A 22181-nucleotide genomic window follows, 5' to 3' on the forward strand; every position below is an offset into this window, starting at 1 on the left:
CCCCCTGACGCCTGGAGACGACGCATGGTGGACGACGTACGGACGGCGCCCGATCCCGGTGCCCGGGAGCACCGCTGGAGCGGGCGGCTCATCCTCTGGGCCGCCGTACTCACCCTCGCCAATGTGCTGGCCGACGTGGCCATCACCTCGCCCCTCATGGTCCTGCCGCAACTGCTGGACCACTTCGACACCGACCAGGCGGCCTGGCTGAACGCCAGTGCGATGCTGGCCGGGGCCATCTGGTCGCCCCTGCTGGCGAAGGCCTCCGACATCCACGGCAAGCGCCGCGTCCTCCTCGGCACCCTGGTGCTCGCCTGCGCGGGCGCGCTGGTCTGCCTCTTCGCCCCGAACATCTGGGTGTTCCTGGCGGGACGGCTCCTCCAGGGCGCCGCGCTCGCCGCGATCTTCATCTCCGTGGCCCTCGTGCGCCAGATCTGCCGTCCGCGGGTGGCGATGGCCGTGGTGGGGATCGTGACGTCCGGCGCGTCCCTGGTCGGCATCGTCGAGCCGTTCCTGATGCGGCCGGTCATCGACGCCTTCGGGTTCCGGAGCGTGTTCATCGCGGCGGCGGTGCTGGCCACGGCGGCGGCTCTGGCCGTGCGGTCCTTCATCCCGGAGTCGCCGGTCCGCGGGGGCGGCCGGATCGACGCGGGCGGGGCGCTCCTGCTCGGCGGCGGGCTCGGCGCGGTGCTCGCCTACGTCAGCCTGGGCCGGGACCTCGGGTGGCTGTCCGGGGGCATGCCCCTGCTGGCGGCGGCCGGTGCGGCGGCGCTCGCAGCCTGGGCGTTCCTCGCCCTGCGGGTGGAGGAGCCCGCCATCGACATCCGGGCGCTGAACCGGCCGGTCCTGCTGACGCTGCTGGCCGTGGTCCTGGCCGCGGGCTCCTTCCGGAGCATGCTGCAGCTGACCGGCATCGTCGCCCAGGTCCCGCCCGGGATGGGGCTCGGCTACGGGCTGGGGGAGGGGGAGGCGGTCGCGGTGCTGCTCGCCACGCCCTCGGCGGGCATCATGCTCGGCGGCACGGCGGCCGGGTGGATCGCGGGGCGGCTGGGCCCCGAGGTCCCCCTCCTCGGCGGCATCGCCGTCGGGGCGGTGGCGACGTTCGCGATGCTGGGCGGCGTGTCGGTGCTCCCGGTGGCGATCGCCTGCGCCGCCATGGTCGGCATCGCGGCCGGTGCGATCAGCGCCTCGGGGTACAACCTGGCGACCGGTGCCGAGTCGCCCGAGCGGCAGGGGACGACCGCCGGGCTGGTGTCGGTGGTGATGGCGCTGGGCTCGGTCGTGTTCAACTTCGCGGGCGCCGAGGTGCTCAAGGCGACGCAGGTCCCCGGGGTGACCGCCGACGGCGCGCCGGTGAGCACGGCGGGGGGCGTGTACCTCTACGTGGTGCTGGCCGGGGTCCTGTTCGCTCTGGCCGCGGTGCCCGCGGCCAAGCTGGTGCGTGACCGGGGCGCTTAGCCGCGGCGCCGTCAGGGGCGGTACTTCGGCGGGCCTCCGGGGCCGTCCCCGTGGCCCCGGCCGTGCGGACCGCCGCGCCCCGGGCGGCCGCGCTGCTTGCCGAGGTACCGCGACGCCCCGCCGAGGGCCTTGTCGATGTGGCGGTCGTACTTGCCGCCGGTGCGCTGCTTCACGGTCTCCCCGGCCTTGCGCAGATGCCGGTTCGCCGCGTCGGGGTTCCTGCGGACGTAGCTGAGGACCTGCTTCAGCAGCTTCTGCAGGTTCGCCATCGTGCTCACCTCGTTCCCGTACACCGCCGGAGGGGGCGGGTCCCCTCCCCGGACCGGTGATGCGACATGTCGCGTCACCGCCGAGTGTAGGAAACGATCGCGCGATGCCCGGTACAGGCGGGGCCGGGGGAGCGCGTGCGGCCGGTGCGTCACTCCGGTGCCCCGGTCCCGCGCTCCCGCGGGCGGGCGCGCGGGTCGTCGCGGGCCGCCGCCAGCCACTCCAGGCCCGCGGTGCCGCGCACGACCGGATTGGACAGCTCTCCCACGCCGTCGATCGCGATGCGGACCACGTCCCCCTCCTCCAAGGTGAAGTCCATGTCCGGGACGATCCCGGTCCCCGTGGCGAGGACCGCCCCGTCCGGGAAGGGCTGACCGGCGAACAGGTGGGAGAGCAGGTCGTCCGGTTCGCGGCGCAGGGCCGACAGGCCGATGTCCCCGGTGAACGCGGCCGCGCCCGCGCGCTCCACGGACATCGACACGCGCAGGGCGCGCCAGTCGGGCACCAGCCAGGCCGGGCGCACCACCGGCGCCAGGGCGCAGCTCCCGGCGTAGACCTTGGCCTGGGGCAGGTAGAGCGCGTTCTCCCCTTCGATGCTGCGCGAGCTCATGTCGTTGCACACGCCGTACCCCGCGACCTCGCCGAAGGCGGTGGCGAACAGGGCGAGTTCGGGCTCGGGGACGTCGAGGGCGGAGTCGCGGCGCACCGCGACGGGTTCGCCGCCGGTGACCACGCGCCAGGGGACCGCCTTGAAGAACAGTTCGGGCCGCCGCGCGTCGTACACCCGCTCGTACAGGTCGGCGTCGGTGCTCTCCTCGCCGCGGGCCTCGCGGGAGCGGTCGTAGGTGACCCCGCTCGCCCACACCTCGGTGCCGCCGTCGACGGGCGGCAGCAGGACCGCGTCGGCGGCGGGGACGGCGGCCTCCCGCCGGGCCCGGTCGGCCAGGGCGCGGATCTCCGGCAGCGGCAGGCGCAGCAGGGCGGCCATCGTCCCGGCGCCGGGCACGGGGTGGACGGCGGCGCGGCCGGCGGAGTACCAGCCGACGCGTGCACCGCCTCCGGCACCGCGGGGGTCCTGGTCGGGGTCGGTGAGATAGCGAACGAAACCGTCCACGGTCGGTACCAGCCTCTCCGGAGTGCCCCGCGGCGCGGGGGGTTGACGCCCGTCCGCCCCCTGTCTAGCGTCAGTTTCAATATATTGGCAAGTGTTCGATATTTCGGACAGTGAGGAACGCCCCCCATGCCCCACGCCACCGCGCCCGGCCGGGACCTGCGCAGCCGCCACTGGTTCGGCGCCGACGGCCGCTCCGGCATGCTCTACCGCTCCTGGATGCGCAACCAGGGGTTCGCCGACGACGTCTTCGACGGGCGCCCCGTCGTCGGCATCGCGGTGTCCGGATCCGAGCTGGCGCCCTGCAACGCCCACCTGTCCCGCATCGCCGAGTCGGTCAAGCGCGGCGTGTGGGAGGCGGGCGGGCTGCCCCTGGAGTTCCCCGTCATGGCCCTGGGCGAGACGGTGCTGCGCCCCACCGCCATGCTCTACCGGAACCTGCTGGCCATGGAGGCCGAGGAGCTGCTGCGCGCCAACCCCCTGGACGGCGTCGTCCTGCTGTCCGGCTGCGACAAGACCACCCCCGGCCTGCTCATGGCGGCCGCCAGCACCGACCTGCCCGCACTGATGATCACCGGTGGGCCCATGCTCAACGGCAAGTTCCGCGGGGAGGACATCGGCTCGGGCACGCACGTGTGGAAGTTCGAGGCCGAGGTGCGGGCCGGGCGGATGAGCGAGGCGGACTGCGCGTTCGCCGAGTCCTGCATGTCGCGCTCCAACGGGCACTGCATGACCATGGGGACCGCCTCCACCATGGCCTGCATGGCCGAGGCGCTGGGCATGCAGCCGCCCTTCGGCGCCACCTGGCCGGCCGTCGACGCCCGCCGGTACGCGATGGCCCAGCACTCCGGCCGGAGGATCGTGGACCTGATCCGCGAGGACGTCCGCCCCTCCTCGATCATGACCCGCGAGGCCTTCGAGAACGCCGTCCGGGTCAACGCCGCCATCGGCGGCTCCACCAACGCGGTCGTGCACCTGCTGGCCATCGCCGGGCGCCTCGGGGTGCCGCTGGAGCTGGACGACTTCGACCGGCTGGCCCGCGACGTGCCCACCCTGCTCGACCTCATGCCCAGCGGGCGGTTCCTGATGGAGGACTTCTGCTACGCCGGGGGCCTCCCCGCCGTCATCGCCGAGCTGGGCGACCTGCTGCACACCGGCGCGGCCACCGTGACCGGTGGGCCCATCGACGCCCCGGCGCGGGCGGGGGAGGCGCCCTGCCACGACCGCCGGGTCATCCGCCCCATCGACGACCCGTTCAAAGCCGCGGGCACCGGCACCGCCGTCCTGCGCGGCAACCTCGCCCCCTCGGGGGCCGTGGTCAAGCAGTCCGCCGCCGACGAGCGCCTGCTGGTCCACCGCGGACGCGCCAGGGTCTTCGACTCCCCGGAGGAGTACTACGCCGTCGCCGAGGACCCCGACCTGGACGTGGACGCCGACACGGTCCTGGTGCTGCGCAACTGCGGCCCCTCCGGCTACCCCGGCATGCCCGAGGTCAGCAACGTCCCCCTGCCGTCCCGGCTGCTCGCCCAGGGCGTCACCGACATGGTGCGGGTGTGCGACGGGCGCATGTCCGGCACCGCCTACGGCACCGTGGTGCTCCACGTCGCCCCCGAGGCCGCCGTCGGCGGGCCGCTCGCCCTGGTCCGCGACGGGGACGAGGTGGGGCTCGACGTTCCCGGGCGCGCGCTGACCCTGCACGTGGACGAGGGGGAGCTGGAGCGGCGCCGCGCCGCCTGGACGCCGCCCGCGCCGCTCGCCGACCGCGGCTGGGTCCGCCTGTACTGCGACACCGTGCTGCAGGCCGACCGCGGCGCCGACCTCGACTTCCTCGTCGGCTCCAGCGGGGCCGAGGTGCCCCGCGAGTCGCACTGACGGCGCGCGGGCCGCGCCGGCCGCAGTGCCCGGCCGCGCGCACGGGCCCCGGCCGCCGCCCGGTATAGCCTGGTCGGCGACCGGCGCCCGAAGGAGGACGGCACGCAGATGGCACGGCGCACACCCGCGGTCCAGCGCAGTCTGGACATCCTCGAACTGTTCCTGGACGGCCGGGACTCGGTCAGCGCGCCGGAGATCGTCGAGGAGCTGGAGCTGCCGCGCACCACCGTGCACGAGCTGCTCAACACCCTGGCCGGGCGCGAGTACCTGCACCGGCACCCCGACGTGCCGGGCCGGTACCAGCTGGGCATCCAGCTCTTCCGGCTCGGCAGCCGCTACTCCGAGGGCCTGGACGTGCCCAAGCTCGGCCAGCGCGTCGCCCAGGAGGTCGTCCAGGCCTGCAACGAGACCGCGCACGTGGCGGTGCTCGACGGCCTGCACATCGTCTACATCGCCAAGGTGGACAGCTCCCACGCCGTGCGCATGGTCTCCAGCCTGGGCCGCAGGCTCCCGGCGCACTGCACCGCGCTCGGCAAGGCGCTGCTGGCGAGCCTGCCCGAGGCCGAGCTGGAACGCCGCCTTGAGACCGGGCCGCTGGAGGCCCTGAGCGAGCGCAGCATCACCGACCCCACGCGCCTGCGTGCGGAGCTGGACCAGGTGCGCCGAGAGGGGTGGGCCATGGAGGAGTGCGAGGCCAACCCCGACGTGTGCTGCGTCGCCGCGCCCGTGCGCGACCGCTCCGGACAGGTGGTGTCCGCACTGAGCATCTCGGTCCCGGCGCACCGCTGGTCCCCGGCGCGCCGCGACGAGCTGCGCGGGGTGGTGACCGAGGCGGCCGACCGGTTCACCGCGCTGCTCGGCGGTGCGCCCGCGCCGGCCGCCCGGAGCGGGCCGGCCGGTCAGCTCAGCAGGTAGAGCAGGCAGGTCCCGGCGAAGGCCAGCGCGCCCACCGCCGTCGCCTGCACGGTCCAGGTGCGCAGCATGGTGGCGGTGTCCATCCCGAGGAACCCGCGCACCAGCCAGAACCCCGAGTCGTTGACGTGCGAGAGCACGATCGACCCGGCCGCCACCGCCAGCACGGTCAGGGCGAGCTGGAAGGGGGAGTGGCCGCCCGCCTCCACCGCGGGGGCGATGAACCCGGCGGCGGTGGTGGCGGCGACCGTCGCCGAGCCCTGGGCGACCCGCATCACCAGGGCGATGAGGAACGCGGCGAGCAGCAGCGGGATGCCGAGCGCGTCCAGGCGCCCGGTCAGGGCCTCGCCGATGCCGCTGCGGGTGAGCACCGCGCCGAACATGCCGCCCGCGCCGGTGAGCACGATGATGCCGCAGACGGGGGCCAGGGCCCGGTCGATGAGGCGGTCCAGCACGTCGCCGCCGTGCCGGCGCCGCCACCCGAGCAGCCACAGCGCCATGAGCACCGTGATGAACAGCGCCGAGGGGGTGGCGCCGACGGCCGCGGCCGAGCGCACCCACAGCGAGCCGGGGTCGACGGCGCCGGCGACCGCCAGCGTCTCCAGGCCGGTGTCGAGGAAGATCAGCCCGAGGGGCAGGAGCAGGAGGAACAGCAGCACCCCCATCCCCGGGGGCGGGCCGTCCAGCTCCCGGTCGTCCTCGCCGCCGAAGATGGCGGGGACCGGCAGGTCGTGGCGGCGCCCGAGCCACAGGCCGAGCCGGTAGCCGCCCAGGTACCAGGCGGGCAGGCCGACGGCCAGGCCCAGCACGACGACCAGGCCGATGTCGGCGCCGATGATCTCGGCGGCGCCGACCGGCCCGGGGTGCGGCGGCAACAGGGCGTGCACCACCAGGAACGCGCCGGTGGCGGGCAGGGCGTAGAGCAGCACCGATCCGCCCATGCGCCGCGCGACGGAGAAGATCACCGGCAGCATCACCACGAACGCGGCGTCCAGGAAGATCGGCAGTCCGAACAGCAGCGAGGCCACGCTCAGCGCCAGCGGGGCGCGGCGCTCGCCGAACAGGCGCAGCAGGCCGTCGGCGAGCACGGCGGCCCCGCCGGAGACCTCGATCATCCGGCCCAGGACGGCTCCCAGGCCGACGAGGAGGACGACGGATCCCAGGGTGGAGCCCATGCCCTCGGTGAGCACGGGGACCAGCTCGTCGGGCGGGACGCCGGTGGCGAGCGCGGTGGCGGCGCTGACCAGGATGAGCGCCAGGATCGCGTTCAGGCGCAGGCGGATGATGAGCAGCAGCAGGACGGCGACGGCCAGGACGGCCACCGTGAGCAGCCAGCCGTCGGGCAGGGCGGCGGTCTCGTTCATGGGCGGCATGGGTGCGGTGCCTCTGTCTCGGGGGGTGGTGGGGCCGGGGCGAGCGCGGCCGGAGCAGGGGGAGCAAGTTCGAAATATCGAACAGCTTTCGTTATTTCGGGCACATTAATTCACCGGTGTGACCGGGGTCAACCCCGGATGTGGCCTCCGTCACGGCGTTGACCCCCGTGGGGGTGCCCTCTAGGGTGAGTTCGAAATAAGGGATAGCGTTCGGTATTTCGAATATCAGGAGTCTCCATGAGTGCCCTGCTGGATCCGCTCGGGCTGCCGCCGACCGGTGGGCCGCCCTCCTCGCCCCGCGCGTTCCCCGGGGGCGGGTCCTGGCGGCTGGAGATCCCCAGCGTCGAGGGCCCCGACGCGCTCGCCGCCGTGGTCACGGCGGCCGACGGGCTCGGCGTGCCCGTGCACCGCGTCTCGCAGGGGTCGGGGGTGGGCATGCTCACCGACGCCGAGATCACCGACATGGTGCGGACCGCCGCCGACCGCGGCATCGAGCTGTGCCTGTTCGCCCGCCCCGGCGCGAACTGGGACATCGGTGCCGCCTCCGCGAGCGCCGCCGGCGCCCCGGTCGCCCGCAGCCGCGGGCGCGGCCAGCTCGCCGCGGGCGTCGCCCAGGCCGAGCGGGCCGCGCACCTGGGCGTGCGCAGCCTGCTGGTCGCCGACGAGGGCGTGCTGTGGGCCCTGCACCTGCTGCGTGAACGCGGCGACCTGCCCGCCGACCTCCAACTCAAGGTCTCCGTGATGGCCGGACCGGCCAACCCGGCCGCGCTGCGGGTGCAGGAGCTGCTGGGCGCCGACACCGTGAACGTGCCCTCGGACCTGACCGTCCACCAGCTCGCCGAACTGCGCGCCGGGTCGGCGGTGCCCGTCGACGTCTATGTGGAGGCGCCCGACGACCTCGGGGGATTCGTGCGCCACCACGAGATCGCCGAGATCGCCCGCGCCGCCGCGCCCGTGTACATCAAGTTCGGCCTGCGCAACGCCCCGGACGTGTACCCGGCCGGGGAGCAGGTGGCCGCGACCGTCCTGGCGGCGTCCCGGGAGCGCGTACGCCGCGCCCGCCTGGGCCTGGACGAGCTGGCCCGCACGGCGGGCGCCCCCGAGATGGCGCCCCTGGGTGAGCGGGACCAGCCCGTCCTCGACCGCTTCCCGGCTCCGCCGGGCACCGTGGGAGGAGGCGCGGACGGCTGACCGCCGGGACGGGGGAGGAGGGGCGGCGCTCGTCGGTGCGCGCCCTCCCCGTATGGGCCGACGCGGCGGGGGCGGTCGAATGGCCTCCGCCACTGTGGGGGTTGACGCCGATCACACGGAACGCCACATTGGACTAGCCAATGTGCCACTCGTTCGACGTCTCCCCTCCGAGCCGCCGACCCGGGCACGCACCCCCCTGTGCCGAGGAGGCGATGTGTCGGTCGAACTCATCACGGTCCTGGCGATGGCGGCGGTCTTCGCCGTCGCCATGGCCGTCCCGGTCAACATGGGGGCCGTGGCGTTCGCCGCGGCCTTCCTGGTGGGCACCCTCGCCGTGGGGATGACCGCCGACGAGATCCTCGCGGGCTTCCCCGGCTCGCTCTTCCTCATCCTGGTCGGCGTCACCTACCTCTTCGCCATCGCCCAGACCAACGGCACCGTCGACCTGCTGATCCGCTGGGCGGTGGCGGCCGTGCGCGGCCGGGCCGCACTGCTGCCGTGGGTGATGTTCGCGACCGCCTCGGTACTCACCGCCATCGGGGCGCTGAGCCCCGCCGCGGTCGCCATCGTCGCGCCTGTCGCCATGGGCTTCGCCGCGCGGTACCGCATCGACGCCCTGCTGATGGGCGCCATGGTGGTGCACGGCGCCCAGGCGGGGAGCTTCTCGCCGGTCAGCGTCTACGGGGGCATCGTCGCCGGGATCCTCGACGACCTGCCCATCGCCATGAACGCGATGGCGGTGTTCGCTCTGACCTACGCGTTCAACCTCGCGTTCGCCGCCGTGCTGTACCTGGTCCTGGGCCGCCGGACGGGCGGCACCGGGGGACCCGCGCAGCGCGCCTCGTCCGGGCGCGTCCGAAAGGCGGAGCGCGCCGCGGTCGGGGCGGGGGCCCCGGCGGGCCCCGGCGGCTCCGCGTCCGGCGACGGCATCGGCCACGGCGACGGCATCGGCCACGGCGACGGAGGACCCGGGGCCGGGACCGCGGACCGGCCGGCCGACGACACGCCCGCGTCCGACGCCGGGCAGGGCCCCGCCCGCATCGGGCTCCCGCAGGTCCTGACCCTGCTGGGGCTGGCCGTCATGGTCGTGCTGACCGTCGGCTTCCAGCTCCACCTGGGTGCGGTGGCGATGGGGGTGGCCGTCGTCCTGGCCCTGGCCTTCCCCCGGCAGCAGAAGGAGGCCGTGGACAAGATCAGCTGGCCCATCGTGCTGCTCCTGTGCGGCGTGCTGACCTACGTCTCGGTGCTGGAAGAGGCCGGCACCATCGAGTGGGTGGGCGATGCGGTCGTCGGCCTCGACGCGGCCCTGCTCAGCGCCCTGGTGCTGTGCGCGATCGCGGCCGCCGTCACCGCGGTGGCCTCCTCCACGGCGATGCTCGGCATGCTCATCCCGCTGGCCGCGCCCTTCCTCATGCAGGGGGACGTGTCCACCACCGCGATGATCGCCGCGCTCGCGATCTCGGTGACCATGACCGACATCAGCCCGTTCTCCACCAACGGCGCACTCGTGCTGGCCAATTCGCGCACCGGCGACGCCCAGCGCTTCTCCCGTCGGATGCTCGCCTACACCGGTCTGACGTGCGTCGCCGCCCCCCTGGTGTCGTGGGCGGCGATCGTCGTGCCCGGCGTGTTCTGAGCGGCCCCCGTCCGGGGCGGGGCCGCGGTCCCGCCCCGGTTAGTCGGTGACCGGCGGCACGTCCGAGACCAGGAGCAGGTGCGCGTACATGGCGTCCGCCGCCGCCCGGGAGTCGCCGCCGCGGATGGCCTCGGCGATGCGCTCGTGGCCCGCCAGGGACCGGTCGGGGCGGTCCGGCTGGGACAGCGACTCCACCCGGGTCTGCATGATCATCGGCGACAGCTCGGCCATCATCCGGGCCAGCAGGCCGTTGCGCGCGGCGCGGGTCACGGCCTCGTGGAAGAGCCGGTCGCCGGAGACGCCGCGCTCGCCCGAGGCGATCTCCGCGCGCATCACCCCGATGGCCGCGTCGATGCGGGCGATGTCCTCCTGGTCGCGCCGGGCCGCGGCCAACTCGGCGAGCTTGACCTCCAGCGCCTGGCGCGCCTCGATGGTCTCCGCGCGCCGGTTGTCGCGGTCCCGCAGCACCTGCAGGACCTGCTCCTCGGTGGGCACGTGCCGGATGATCGCGCCGTCCCCGTGGCGCACGTCGAGGACCCCCTGCACCTCCAGGGCGACCAGCGCCTGCCCCAGGGACACACGGCTCACCCCCAGGTCGGCGGCGAACTCGCGCTCGGAGGGCAGCCGGTCGCCGGGGGCCAGGCCGGCCTCCCGGATGTACTCGATCAGCCGCTCCACCAGCTGCTCGTAGAGCCGCGGGCGGGCGAGGCGACGGGGGCGGGGCGGCTGCTTGTCGCTCATGGGTCCCTTCGCGTGGGCCGGTTCGGCGGCGGGGCGTGCGGGTGCTCGGCGGGGTCCTGTTCGGATCATAGCTGGCGCAGTGGCCCGTCCACTGGGCCGCATGAGGCCGCGGTCACCTCTTTCCGCCCGATCTCCGGGGCGCTATTGACGAATCACGCTGTGGGCTATTGGCTAGTCCAATAAGCCAATGATCCACCGAGGAGGCGCAGTGGCACGAACGACGGAGGCGCGCGGCCGGGCCTCGGTGCGAGAGTTCCTCGCCGGGCTGCTGGACCCGGGGACCTTCGTGCCGTGGGACGGGCCGTCCGCCGGGGACCCGCCCCACGGCGCCGGCCCGGAGAGCGCGCCCGAGTACGCGGCCGAGCTGGAGCGGGCCCACCGCACCAGCGGCGCCGACGAGGCGGTCGTCTGCGGGGAGGGGAGGGTCCGCGGCCTGCGCGTGGCCGTCGCCGCCTCGGAGTTCTCCTTCCTCGGCGGCTCCATCGGGGCCGCGGCCGCCGAGCGGCTGACCCGGGCGGCCGAGCGCGCCACCGACGAGGGCCTGCCCCTGATCGCCGCACCCGCCTCGGGCGGAACCCGCATGCAGGAGGGCACCCGGGCCTTCCTGGCCATGGCGAAGGTCTCCGCCGCCATCGCCGAGCACAAGAGCGCCGGGCTGCCCTACCTGGTGTACCTGCGCCACCCGACCACCGGCGGCGTCCTGGCCTCCTGGGGATCCCAGGGCCATGTCACCCTGGCCGAGCCCCGCGCGCTCATCGGATTCCTCGGCCCGCGCGCGCAGGACGCGATCCTCGGGCACCGTCTGCCCGAAGGCGTGCAGTCGGCCGAGAACCTGTACCGGCACGGCCTGGTCGACGCCGTCGTGGCCCCCGAAGCCCTGGGGGAGGAGGCCCACCGGCTTCTGACGCTGATGTCCGCAGGAGGCGGCGCCGTTCCGGCGCCCCTCGCCGAAGCGGTGGACGAGCAGGCGGGGCCCGCACCGGCGGGGGAGGCATGGGACTCGGTCACCCGCACCCGCCGCGCCGGGCGTCCGGGCCTCGTCGGCCTGCTCCGCCACGCGGCGGAGGAGGCCGTGCTCCTCCACGGCACCGGGGACGGTCGGGCCGACCCGGCGATGACCGCCGCCTTCGCGCGCTTCGGCGGCACCGCCTGTGTCCTGGTCGGGCAGGACCGCGCGGCGCAGAACGGGGGGAGCGCGCTCGGCGCCGGGGCGCTCCGCACCGCACGGCGCGGCATCCGCCTGGCCGCCGAGCTGCGCCTGCCGCTGGTCACCGTCATCGATACGCCCGGGGCCGCGCTCAGTGCCCACGCCGAGGAGGAGGGCATCGCCGGAGAGATCGCGCGCTGCCTCGCCGACCTGGCCACCTTGCCCCAGCCCACCGTGTCGGTGCTGCTCGGCCAGGGCGCCGGGGGAGCGGCGCTCGCCCTGCTGCCCGCCGACCGGGTGCTGGCCGCACGGCACGCCTGGCTCAGCCCGCTCCCCTTCGAAGGGGCCAGCGGCATCGTGCACCGCACCCCGGACCGGGCCGCCGAGGTCGCCGCGGGCATGGGCGCCCGCTCCGCGGACCTGCGCGAGGCCGGAGCGGTGGACCTCATCGTCGACGAGCGCGGCGACGCGGCCGACGAGCCCGAGGCCTTCTGCCGCCGCATGGGCGCGGCGATCGGGCACGGGCTGGGCAGCGTGGCCGCAGAGGAGGCCGGGGTGCGGCTCGCCCGCCGCCGCGCCCGCTTCTGGAACCTCGGGACCGCCTGAACGGCGGCTCACGGACCGGCCCTTTCACCGAGCCCGTCATGACCGCCCCGCCGGGGCACCGACCAGGGAGCAGGACACCGAGATGGAGAACCCCACCGACACGGCCGCCGGCCCGCGCGAGACCGGGGGACCGCTGGCCGGGACCGTGGTCGCCGACCTGAGCCGCGCGCTGGCCGGGCCGCACGCCGCGATGCTGCTGGGCGACCTCGGCGCCCGGGTCATCAAAGTCGAGCGCCCCGGCAGCGGCGACGACACGCGCGGCTGGGGCCCACCCTTCGCCGGTCCGCAGGAGGAGCCGGTGAGCACCTATTTCCTTTCGTGCAACAGGAACAAGGAGTCCGTCGAGCTGGATCTGAAGGCCGAGGAGGGCCGCGAACAGCTCACCCGGCTGCTCCGCGTGGCCGACGTGCTGGTGGAGAACTTCCGGCCGGGTGTCCTCGACCGGCTCGGCTTCGGAGCCGAGCGGCTGCGGGCGATCAACCCGCGCCTGGTGGTCTGCTCCATCACCGGCTTCGGGCACGACGGGCCCGAGGGCGGCCGGGCCGGGTACGACCAGATCGCCCAGGGGGAGGCCGGGCTGATGAGCCTGACCGGCCCCGACCCGCACACCCCGACCAAGTCGGGGGTGCCCATCGGTGACCTGCTGGCGGGGATGAACGGCGCCCAGGGCGTGCTGGCCGCGCTGTACGAGCGGGAGCGGACGGGGCGCGGGCGGATCGTGCGTACCTCTCTGCTGTCCTCGATCGTGGGCGTGCACGCCTTCCAGGGCACCCGGTGGACCGTCGCGGGCGAGGTGCCGCGGGCGATGGGCAACCACCACCCCTCGATCGCCCCGTACGGCGCCTTCGCCTGCGCGGACGGGGTGCTCCAGGTGTCGGTCGCCAGCGAGGGGCAGTGGGACCGGTTCGCCGCGCTCGTGGGCCTGGAACCGGGGGACTCCCGGTTCGCCTCGAACGCCGACCGGGTGGCCAACCGGGAGGAGCTGACCGCCGAACTGGAGCGGCGGTTCAAGGAGGACGGGCGGGACCGCTGGCTGGAGCGCCTGACCGGGATCGGCATCCCCTGCGGGGCGCTGCGCACCATCGACGAGGTCTACGAGTGGGAGCAGACGCGCTCCCAGGGCCTGGTCATCGAGGTCGACCACCCCGGCCTGGGGCGCATCGAGCTGCCCGGCCCGGCGATCCGCTTCGACCCCGACGGTGCGGCGGAGGACGAGCCGGCAGGGGACGGGCGGACGGCGCCGACCGGGGGCCACAGGCCGCCGCCGATGCTCGGCCAGCACACGGCCGCCGTACTGGCCTGGCTGGACGCCACCGCCGGCGAGCGCACCTGAGCCGCCCCCAGAGCGTGTCGTTCCCCCGTAGGTGAGGACGACCCGGTCGTCGGCCAAGCCGTCGTCGAGCTCATCGACGAGGTCGTCGTACTCCTCATCGGACACGTCGCGGCCGAACGCCGTCGCCGTGCCTTCCGCGCGGTCGACGGTCAGGGAGGCGTCCTCGGGAAGCACCGCCCCCACAGGCCGATCAGTGCGGCGTTCCCGCGGCCGCTGCCGGGCTCCGGCTCGCCGCCGATCGGCCGCCTCACGCTCCAGCGGAGGCTCAGGTTCTTGGTGCGCGGGGTGGACGGCGGCGGGGCCCGCCGCCGGTGACGAGCCGACCGCTGAGCACCCTGCATCCGCACCCGGAGGTGCTCCGGAACGCATGCGCCGGAGCGCCGCCCGACATGGACGAGGCGGCCCATGCCTCAGTCGCTGGGGAAGGCGGCCCCGGTGAGCTCTTCGGAGATGTGCCAGATGCGCCGGGCGTCCTGAGGGCTGCGCAGGCGGCTGTAGAGCTTCTGCTCACCGGGAGGACCCCCCAGGTGCCCGGGGCCGCTGGGGCCGTACAGTCCGCCGCCCCTCGCGGTGGGGGAGGTGGCGGCGTGCAGTGCGGGGAGCTTCGCGCTCTCGACCGTGCCGATGAGGATTCCGCGGGCGGACAGGGCACGGAAGAGGCGCACGCTCAGGGTGTCCCTGGCGCGGCCGACCTCGGGGCGGGCGGCGAGCAGGCTGGTCGGGGCGACCCCCGGATGGGACAGATTGCTGGTGATGCCCCAGCCGGCGGCCTCGCTGCGCCGGTTCAGCTCGAGGCCGAAGAGGCCGAACGCGATCTTCGACTGGCTGTAGGCGGCCATGCCCGTGTAGGACCGCTCCCAGTTCAGGTCCTCCCAGTTGATGGCGCCCTGGTTGGCCGCGACGCTGATCTGCGAGGTCACCCGGGCCCGGCCGGCGCGCAGCAGCGGGAGCAGGCGAGCCGCCAGGGCGAAGTGGCCCAGGTGGTTGGTGCCGAATTGCAGTTCGAACCCGTCGTCGGTGGTCTGCCGGTCGGGCGGGGTCATGACGCCCGCGTTGTTGATCAGCAGGTGAATGGGCTCGTCCTCCTCCAGCAGAGCCGTGCCCAGAGCGGTGACGGAGGCGAGCGACGCCAGGTCGAGCGTGCGCAGCGACACGTCCGCGCCGGGGGCCTTCCGGCGGATCTCGGCGAGTGCCGCCTCGCCCTTACGGGCATTGCGCACGGGCAGGACGACCTGGGCGCCGGCCGCGGCGAGGCGGGATGCCGTGCCGAGGCCCATGCCGTCGCTCGCCCCGGTGACGACGGCTCGTTTCCCGTGCAGGCCGGGGATGGTGATGTCGATGTCTCGGCGTGGCATCAGGGTCGCTTTCCGATCGGCTGGTCGGCGGTTCTCAGCCCGGCCTCGGCTCCTGGCGGGGGCGGATGATGCCGCCGGAACCGCCAGTGGCCGGCGCGACACGGCGGGCGGGTGCTGGGCACGGCTGGAGCCGTTTCGTACCAGGGTCCCGAACGCGGGTCCTCCCGGAGAGGTGTGACGCGCCGTCCTGCCTGCTCGGGTATGTGATCGAGTCTCGGACGGCGTCCTGGCCGCGGCAAGCCGCGAGAGGGGGATCGACGGTCCGTGGATGCCGGGACGCGCGAGCGGTAGGAACATGGCAGGGAGAAGCGGCATGGTCGGTGAAAGGGGCGCACGGTGATCGATCGGCCCGGTCTGGCGGAGTTCCTGCGACGCTGCCGGGAGGCTCTGCGACCCGAGGACGTCGGCCTCCCGCGGGGACGGCGCCGTAGGACCGGCGGGCTGCGGCGGGAAGAGGCCGCTTCGCTGTGCCACATGTCGACCGACTATTACGCGCGGCTCGAGCGGGCACGCGGTCCTCGGCCCTCCGAGCAGATGCTCGCCTCCATCGCGCAAGGCCTGCACCTGTCCCTCGACGAGCGCGACCACCTGTTCCGGTTGGCCGGACAGACCCCGCCCGTGCGGGGCGCGGACAGCACGCACATCGGCCCCGGATTGCTGCGCATCCTCGACCGCCTGCACGACACACCGGCGGAGATCGTCACCGAGCTCGGGGAGACGCTGCGGCAGACCCCGCTCGGCATCGCGCTCACCGGCGACCAGACCCGCTACAGCGGCCCGGCCCGCAGCATCGGCTACCGCTGGTTCACGGACCCGGCCGCCCGAGAGCTCTACCGCCCCGACGACCACGCGCACCTCAGCCGCGTGTTCGCCTCGGGGCTGCGCGCGGTGGCCGCGCTGCGGGGCCCCGGTTCCCGCGCGGCCCACTACGCCGACCTGCTGCTCGCGCACAGCGAGGAATTCCGCCGGGTCTGGAACGAGCACGAGGTCGGTGTCCGGCCGGACACGGTGAAACACTTCATCCACCCCGAGGTCGGCGCACTGGAACTGACCTGCCAGACGCTCGTCGATCCGGACCACGCGCACCTCCTGCTCGTCTACACCGCCACCCCCGGCAGCGCGAGCCGCGAGAAGCTGCGGCTGCTCTCGGCCGTCGGGGCGCAGGCGCTTCCCTGACGGGTTCGGTCCGCCGCGGCCGCACACGCGGCGCCGCCGCGAGGCGGTTCACTGCGGTGCGTCACTGGGCGGTCCATCCGCCGTCGGCGGGGAGGAGCGCGCCGGTGATGAAGGAGGAGGCGTCGGAGGCGAGAAAGGCGACGGCCTCCGCGATCTCGTCCGGGCGTCCGATGCGGCCCAGCGGGTGGGCCGGGCCGAAGGAGGCGAGCATCTCCCGGCCGTTGTCGACGACGCCGTCCATGATGTCGGTGTCGATGACGCCGGGCAGGACGGCGTTGGAGCGGATGCCCTTGGGACCGCCCTCGATCGCCAGCACCCGGGTGATCTGGGCCAGGGCGCCCTTGGAGGCGGCGTAGGCGGTCTGGGTGGCGAAGGCGACGACGGACGAGACGGAGGCGATCGAGACGATGGCCCCGCCGCGGCCGGCCGCCTCCATGGCGCGGAAGGCCTCGCGGGCCTGGAGGAAGTTGCCGCGGGCGTTGACGCGCAGGATGGCGTCGAAGTCGTCGGCGGTGGTCTCGGTGACGGGTTCGTTGAGGGTGCGGCCGGCATTGTTGACCAGGATGTCCAGCGAGCCGAAGCGGCTCGTGGCCAGCTCCGCGGTGGCGCGGGCGCGGTCTTCGTCGGCGACGTCGCCGACGAGGGCGGCGATGGTGTCCGGGTCCTCGGCGGCCAGGTCCTCGACGGCCGCCGAGCGGTCGGTGACGACCAGGCGGGCGCCGCGGGCGTGCAGCAGGGTGGCGGTGGCGCGGCCGATGCCGCGGGCGGCACCGGTGACGACGGCGACGCGGCCGGTGAGGTCCCAGGGGGCGGGCAGGGGTGCGGTCATGCGGTTCCTCCAGTGGTGTTCAGCGGGTCGGCCGGCCCGTCGTCTTCGGAGCGGGGTGTGGCCGTGCCGTCGAGGCTGCCCTGGTCGTCGGTGAGACGGGAGAGGCGGGGTCCTCCTGGGTGCAGCGCACCCAGGAGGACGGCCGGACGCCGGTCTACCCTGGGGTGTATGGCAGCACGCACCGAGCTCGGCGCCTACCTCTCCGCCCGCCGCGCCCAGGTCACCCCGGCCGAAGCGAACCTCCCGGCCACCGGCCATCGCCGTGTGCCCGGGCTGCGCCGCGAGGAGGTCGCCCTCCTCGCGGGCGTCAGCGCGGACTACTACATCCGCCTGGAGCAGGGGCGGGAGCGCTCGCCCTCGGCCCAGGTGCTCGACGCGCTGGCCGCCGCGCTGCGGCTGGGCGAGGACGGACGGCTGCACCTCTTCCACGTCGCGGGCGTGGGGCCGCGCGCCGCGGCGGCCGCCGTCACCGACCGGGTGGAGCCCAGCCTGCTGGCCCTGATGGACGCCTGGCCGCACAATCCGGCCATCGTCTACAACCGCGCGTACGACGTCCTGGCCTCCAACGCCATCGCCGACGCCCTCTTCCACGAATGGACGCACTCGCGCAACCTGATGCACGTGGTCTTCACCGACCCGGCCGCCCGCGCCTTCTACCGCGACTGGCACGAGGTCGCCCGCAATTCGGTCGCCGGCTTCCGCCTCGGCCACGGCGCGGCCCCGGACGATCCGCGGGTGCGGCAGGTGCTGGGCGAACTCATCGACGCGAGCCCCGAATTCGCCGAGCTGTGGTCCCGCCACGACGCCCGTGGCAAGGCCCTGGAGCGCAAACGCTTCACCCACCGCGCCGTCGGCCCGCTGACGCTGACCATGCAGACCTTCGACGTGCGCTCCGCCCCGGGCCAGGAACTGGTCGTCTACCATGCCGAGCCCGCCTCCCCCGACAACAGCGCCCTCGCCCTGCTCGGCTCCCTGGCCGCCGGCACGACCGCCCGGGGGGCCGGCGCCTGAGGGGGCGGCCGTTCAGACGCCGGAGTTCGACCGGGCCGGTTGTCCCTTCTGGGAAAGGAACGCCATTCTCGGGCCGCCCGACCGTGCGAGGATCTGACAAGCAATTGACGGCCGGTGACATTCAGCGACGCGCGATCGCTGCCTACCTTGGAGAAGCAGTGAGTGATCCGCTCGCGTTCCTCTGAAAGGAATAGTCATGGCCGAACACGCCGCCCCCGACGCTCCGGTCCTCGACGCCGCGACGGAGGCCGCCATCGAATCACTGGCCAACGGCCTCGGCTACGCTTCCCGGTCGCCCGTCTTGCGGACCCCCGCGGAGCACGGTCTCGCGTACGAGGAGATCTCCTACCCGTCGTCCGACGGAGTCCCGCTCGAGGGCTGGTTCATCCCGGCCGAGGGATCGACCAAGCTGATCGTCAGCATGCATGCCTTCGGATTCAACCGGTACGGATTCCCGAGTCACGTCGAGCCGTGGAAGTCCGCGTTCGGGCCGGGAAACGACACCGAGATCGACTTCACGCTCGACTACAAGGTCCTCCACGACCACGGCTACAACGTCCTCGCCTTCGACTTCCGCAATTGCGGCCTGAGCGGCGACGCCAACGGCAACCGGATGTCGAACAACCACTTCGAGACCCGTGACGTGATCGGGACCCTGGACTACATCCGCTCCCGGCCGGACCTGTCGTCCATGGCGCTCGGCATCTTCGCCCGCTGTATGGGCGCCAGCGTGGCATTCCGGGCGGTCCACTCCCGTCCGCAGGCGTTCGACGACGTCACCTGCCTGGTCGCGCCGCTGCTCCTGTCTCCACGCGTCTTCGTGGAGGCGACCCTGAAGGGAGCAGGCCTGGGAGAGCACATCGACGAGGTGGATCGCCGATTCCAGCTCCTGACGAGCAGGCCGCTGGCTGATGGGAACGTCGAAGAATGGGCGCCGTCGGTCACTATGCCCACGCTCACTTACGGTGTGTACGACGACGCGATCACCCGCCCCTACGATCTCGAGAATGCCTACGCGGCCCTGGGCGCGACTGAGAAGGACATGTTCTGGATCGAGGACGAGACGGTTCGCTGGGCTGCCTACCAGTACTTCCAGCGTCACCCGCAGCGGATCTTGGACTGGTTCGACACCTACGTGAAGTGATGCGAGGCGCGTGTCCGGAGAGGGTCCACGCCCCGAACGCGCACCTCACACCCGATCAGAAGGCCCCATGGAATCCCGTCGTACATCTCTCATCGAGGCAGAGCTGCGCAAGCGTGTCATCGCGGCGTTCGACAGGCCTGAAGAACATGCCGCGATCGACGACGTCGCGCTCCATGTGGCCCGCGGGCCCGTGGCGCCGATGCTCACGCATTTCCACCCGACGCTGTACGTCGTCCTGCAGGGCGCCAAACGGCTCATCCTCGGCGGTCGGCAGATCGACTACCACGGCGGTCAGCTGGTCCTGATGGGCGTCGATCTTCCCGCGTTGGTCGAGATCATCCAGGCCACCGAGCCGGCGCCGTACATAGCAGTCGAGCTGGCAGTAGACCGGCGGGTGCTCGGCGAGCTGGTGGCGCAGATGCCGCCACGCCCGCCGGGCCGTGGCCGGCCGGTGGGTGTCTACCCCCTGCCCGCTTCGGCAGTGTCGGCGACGTCCCGGCTGGTGCAGCTCATGGAGTCGCCGACCGACGCACGCATCCTCGCCGAGGGCGTGAAGCGGGAGATCCTGTACCGGGTGCTGAGCAGCGGGGGCGGGGACGGGCTCCTGCAGATGGTGCGTGCCGAGGAGACGCTCGCAAGCATCGGCCAGGCGACCGACTGGATGCACGACCACCTCGGCGCGCCGATCGCCGTCGAAGACCTCGCGGCTCGGGCCCGGATGAGCATGTCGACGTTCTACCGCGCCTTCAAGGACGCCACAGGCACGACTCCGACCCAGTACCACAAGATGCTGCGCCTGCACGAGGCACGACGACTCGTGGCCCTGCGGTCGCGCAGTATGACCTCCATCTCCGAAGCGGTCGGATACGCAAGCCCTGCCCAGTTCAGCCGCGACTACAAGCGCGCCTTCGGTTCCGCTCCGATCCACGACGCGCAACGCTACGGCCGGGAGGCCGTCTCATCCGGTGAGTCCGCGGCAGCGGACCAGTGAGCCTTGTTCGTCCCGAGGGTGCCGGTCACAGCCTCATACCGGCTCCGCGGACCCCCTGACAGCAAGAAACCCCGGGAAAGCGCACGAGCCGCGGTGCTGCCCCTACAGGCCCGCGAATCATGATGAAAGAGCTCACTCTCAGGCGTTCCGGCGGGAATCTTCCGTTACGTGAGGGTAGAGTCGTGGTGGTGATGCGCCCTTAGTGCTCCTCTGTGGCGCATGAGACTTTTCGTCCCGAGTGCCCGGCAATGTCGCCGGTGCGCGGCGTGCGGCCGCGAACGGGACACCCCCGTGACCGGGGCCCGCCGACCGCAGGCGCGCCCTCCGGGGAACGAGGATCCACCCGCCCGAAGCGGCCCCCGCGGGCCGCCCTGCCCGGATTGGCCTGATGAACCTGCTGACGACGCTCACGCGCCGACGCCCCGCCCTGCCGCCGCTGCGCACCCTGAGGACCGAGGTGCTCGCCGGACTGGTGGTGGCCCTCGCCCTGATCCCCGAGGCGATCTCCTTCTCGATCATCGCCGGAGTCGACCCGGGCATCGGCCTGTACGCCTCCTTCACCATGGCCGTGGTGATCTCCATCGTCGGCGGCCGCAAGGCGATGATCTCCGCCGCCACCGGGGCCATCGCCCTGGTCGTGGCCCCGCTGTCGATCAACCACGGACTGGGCTACCTGGTGGCCGCGGTCGTGCTCGGCGGCGTGTTCCAGGTCGCGATGGGCGCCCTGGGCGTGGCCCGGCTGATGCGGTTCGTCCCGCGGTCGGTGATGGTCGGCTTCGTCAACGCCCTGGCCATCCTGATCTTCATGGCCCAGGTGCCCGAGCTGCAGGACGTGCCCTGGATCGTCTACCCGCTGGTGGGCGCCGCCCTGGTGATCATGGTCCTGTTCCCGCGCCTGACCAAGGCGGTCCCCGCCCCGCTGGTGGCCATCATCGCGCTCACGGCGCTGACCGTCGGCGCGGGCCTGGCCGTGCCCACCGTCGGCGACAAGGGGGCGCTGCCCTCCTCGCTGCCGGTGCCCGGCATCCCCGACGTGCCCTTCACGCTGGACACGCTGACCCTGATCGCGCCCTACGCGTTCGCCTTCGCGCTGGTCGGGCTGATGGAGTCGCTGATGACGGCCAAGCTGGTCGACGACATCACCGACACCCACTCCAACAAGACGCGCGAGTCGATCGGCCAGGGCGTCGCCAACATCGTCACCGGCTTCTTCGGCGGCATGGGCGGCTGCGCGATGATCGGCCAGACCATGATCAACGTCAAGACCGCCGGCGCCCGCACCCGGATCTCGACCTTCCTGGCCGGGGTCTTCCTGATGGTGCTGTGCATCGCCTTCGGTCCGTGGGTCTCCCAGATCCCCATGGCCGCCCTGGTCGCCGTGATGGTCATCGTGTCGGTGTCCACCTTCGACTGGCACTCGGTGGCCCCGGCCACCCTCAAGCGCATGCCGGTCGCCGAGACGGCCGTCATGGCGGTCACCGTGGTCGTGGTGGTGGCCACGCACAACCTGGCCATCGGCGTGGTCTCCGGCTCGGTCGTGGCCTTCATCGCCTTCGCCCGCCGGGTGGCCCACCTGGTCGACGTCTCCTCGGTGGCCGACCCCGACGGCGGGCAGATCGTGTACGTGGTCAAGGGTGAGCTGTTCTTCGCCTCCAGCAACGACCTGGTGTACCAGTTCGACTACGCGGGCGACCCCGAGCACGTGGTCATCGACCTGACCCGCGCCCACATCTGGGACGCCTCCACGGTGGCGGCCCTGGACGCGATCGCCACCAAGTACGCGGCCAAGGGCAAGACGCTGGAGATCGTGGGGTTGAACAAGCACAGCGCCGCCCTGCACGACAAGCTCAGCGGAGAGCTGGCGGGCAGCCACTGAGGGGCGCGAGAGCCGGTTTCGACTCTTCCCTTACGTAAGGGTAGAGTTCGAACGGCGGAGGCCGGAGCCGTTCCCAGCTGCGTACCCTCCGGCCTCCTCCCGGCGCAGTGGCCCGTGCGGCTTCCCTGGGCACCCGCCCGGGCCGGCGCCGG

Annotated in this window: 18 protein-coding genes; 12 read left to right on the plus strand and 6 right to left on the minus strand. The window is 73.4% G+C overall.

Translation table 11 applies throughout. The features are described 5' to 3' along the window. The first annotated feature begins 24 nt into the window (after positions 1–24). On the plus strand, positions 25–1458 hold the full coding sequence (locus tag O4U47_RS16270) for an MFS transporter (RefSeq protein ID WP_270678716.1): 1434 nt from the start codon (positions 25–27) through the stop codon (positions 1456–1458). Positions 1459–1469: 11 nt separating this feature from the next. On the opposite strand, the gene O4U47_RS16275 is transcribed toward O4U47_RS16270, so the two are convergent. Both O4U47_RS16275 and O4U47_RS16280 read right to left on the minus strand, forming a co-directional pair. Beyond that, a complete protein-coding gene (locus tag O4U47_RS16275) occupies positions 1470–1727 on the minus strand; it encodes an antitoxin (RefSeq protein WP_270678717.1) in 258 nt (85 codons plus the stop codon). A gap of 149 nt (positions 1728–1876) precedes the next feature. Further along, the gene (locus O4U47_RS16280; protein WP_270678718.1) at positions 1877–2839 is read right to left on the minus strand and encodes a fumarylacetoacetate hydrolase family protein; all 963 of its coding nucleotides are present in this window, start codon (positions 2837–2839) and stop codon (positions 1877–1879) included. A gap of 126 nt (positions 2840–2965) precedes the next feature. Between O4U47_RS16280 and O4U47_RS16285 the strand changes: the two genes are divergently transcribed. Together O4U47_RS16285 and O4U47_RS16290 are read left to right on the plus strand one after the other, a co-directional pair. Beyond that, positions 2966–4708, plus strand: coding sequence for an IlvD/Edd family dehydratase (locus O4U47_RS16285; protein WP_270678719.1), 1743 nt, complete (start codon positions 2966–2968; stop codon positions 4706–4708). A 108-nt stretch (positions 4709–4816) separates the two neighbouring features. Continuing rightward, a complete protein-coding gene (locus O4U47_RS16290) occupies positions 4817–5623 on the plus strand; it encodes an IclR family transcriptional regulator (RefSeq protein ID WP_270678720.1) in 807 nt (268 codons plus the stop codon). Here O4U47_RS16290 and O4U47_RS16295 read toward each other — a convergent pair. Beyond that, complete coding sequence (locus O4U47_RS16295) at positions 5608–6984, minus strand: GntP family permease (protein WP_270678721.1); 1377 nt, start codon at positions 6982–6984, stop codon at positions 5608–5610. The two genes, O4U47_RS16290 and O4U47_RS16295, sit on opposite strands and share 16 nt — an antisense overlap. A gap of 246 nt (positions 6985–7230) precedes the next feature. Between O4U47_RS16295 and O4U47_RS16300 the strand changes: the two genes are divergently transcribed. Further along, complete coding sequence (locus O4U47_RS16300) at positions 7231–8184, plus strand: hypothetical protein (protein WP_270678722.1); 954 nt, start codon at positions 7231–7233, stop codon at positions 8182–8184. 214 nt (positions 8185–8398) lie between these two features. Next, the gene (locus O4U47_RS16305) at positions 8399–9820 is read left to right on the plus strand and encodes an SLC13 family permease (protein ID WP_270678723.1); all 1422 of its coding nucleotides are present in this window, start codon (positions 8399–8401) and stop codon (positions 9818–9820) included. Between the two features lie 39 nt (positions 9821–9859). On the opposite strand, the gene O4U47_RS16310 is transcribed toward O4U47_RS16305, so the two are convergent. Further along, complete coding sequence (locus O4U47_RS16310; RefSeq protein ID WP_270678724.1) at positions 9860–10561, minus strand: FadR/GntR family transcriptional regulator; 702 nt, start codon at positions 10559–10561, stop codon at positions 9860–9862. A gap of 187 nt (positions 10562–10748) precedes the next feature. On the opposite strand from O4U47_RS16310, the gene O4U47_RS16315 reads away from it, so the two are divergent. Continuing rightward, on the plus strand, positions 10749–12314 hold the full coding sequence (locus O4U47_RS16315; protein ID WP_408638982.1) for a carboxyl transferase domain-containing protein: 1566 nt from the start codon (positions 10749–10751) through the stop codon (positions 12312–12314). An 82-nt stretch (positions 12315–12396) separates the two neighbouring features. Further along, positions 12397–13647 carry a CaiB/BaiF CoA transferase family protein gene (locus O4U47_RS16320; protein ID WP_270678726.1) on the plus strand — a complete coding sequence of 417 codons (1251 nt, stop codon included), beginning with the start codon at positions 12397–12399 and terminating at the stop codon, positions 13645–13647. Positions 13648–14057: 410 nt separating this feature from the next. Here O4U47_RS16320 and O4U47_RS16325 read toward each other — a convergent pair whose 3' ends face one another. Beyond that, on the minus strand, positions 14058–15002 hold the full coding sequence (locus tag O4U47_RS16325) for an SDR family oxidoreductase (protein WP_270678727.1): 945 nt from the start codon (positions 15000–15002) through the stop codon (positions 14058–14060). A gap of 336 nt (positions 15003–15338) precedes the next feature. Between O4U47_RS16325 and O4U47_RS16330 the strand changes: the two genes are divergently transcribed. Then, positions 15339–16178, plus strand: a complete 840-nt coding sequence (locus O4U47_RS16330; RefSeq protein ID WP_270678728.1) for a helix-turn-helix transcriptional regulator — start codon at positions 15339–15341, stop codon at positions 16176–16178. Positions 16179–16239: 61 nt separating this feature from the next. Here the strand turns inward: O4U47_RS16330 and O4U47_RS16335 are convergent, their stop codons facing one another. After that, a complete protein-coding gene (locus tag O4U47_RS16335; RefSeq protein ID WP_270678729.1) occupies positions 16240–17007 on the minus strand; it encodes an SDR family NAD(P)-dependent oxidoreductase in 768 nt (255 codons plus the stop codon). A 168-nt stretch (positions 17008–17175) separates the two neighbouring features. On the opposite strand from O4U47_RS16335, the gene O4U47_RS16340 reads away from it, so the two are divergent. The 4 genes from O4U47_RS16340 (at position 17176) to O4U47_RS16355 (ending at position 22029) form a co-directional block, all read left to right on the plus strand. Next, a complete protein-coding gene (locus tag O4U47_RS16340; protein ID WP_270678730.1) occupies positions 17176–18018 on the plus strand; it encodes a helix-turn-helix domain-containing protein in 843 nt (280 codons plus the stop codon). A 196-nt stretch (positions 18019–18214) separates the two neighbouring features. Then, positions 18215–19162 carry an alpha/beta hydrolase family protein gene (locus O4U47_RS16345; RefSeq protein WP_270678731.1) on the plus strand — a complete coding sequence of 316 codons (948 nt, stop codon included), beginning with the start codon at positions 18215–18217 and terminating at the stop codon, positions 19160–19162. Between the two features lie 67 nt (positions 19163–19229). Then, positions 19230–20153: an AraC family transcriptional regulator gene (locus tag O4U47_RS16350; RefSeq protein ID WP_270678732.1), complete on the plus strand. Its 924-nt coding sequence runs from the start codon at positions 19230–19232 to the stop codon at positions 20151–20153. 388 nt (positions 20154–20541) lie between these two features. Then, entirely contained in the window at positions 20542–22029 is a 1488-nt protein-coding gene (locus tag O4U47_RS16355; protein ID WP_270678733.1) for a SulP family inorganic anion transporter, read from the plus strand. Positions 22030–22181: the final 152 nt, after the last annotated feature.

Source organism: Nocardiopsis suaedae, from assembly GCF_027706745.1.
Classification (GTDB): Bacteria; Actinomycetota; Actinomycetes; order Streptosporangiales; family Streptosporangiaceae; genus Nocardiopsis_A; species Nocardiopsis_A suaedae.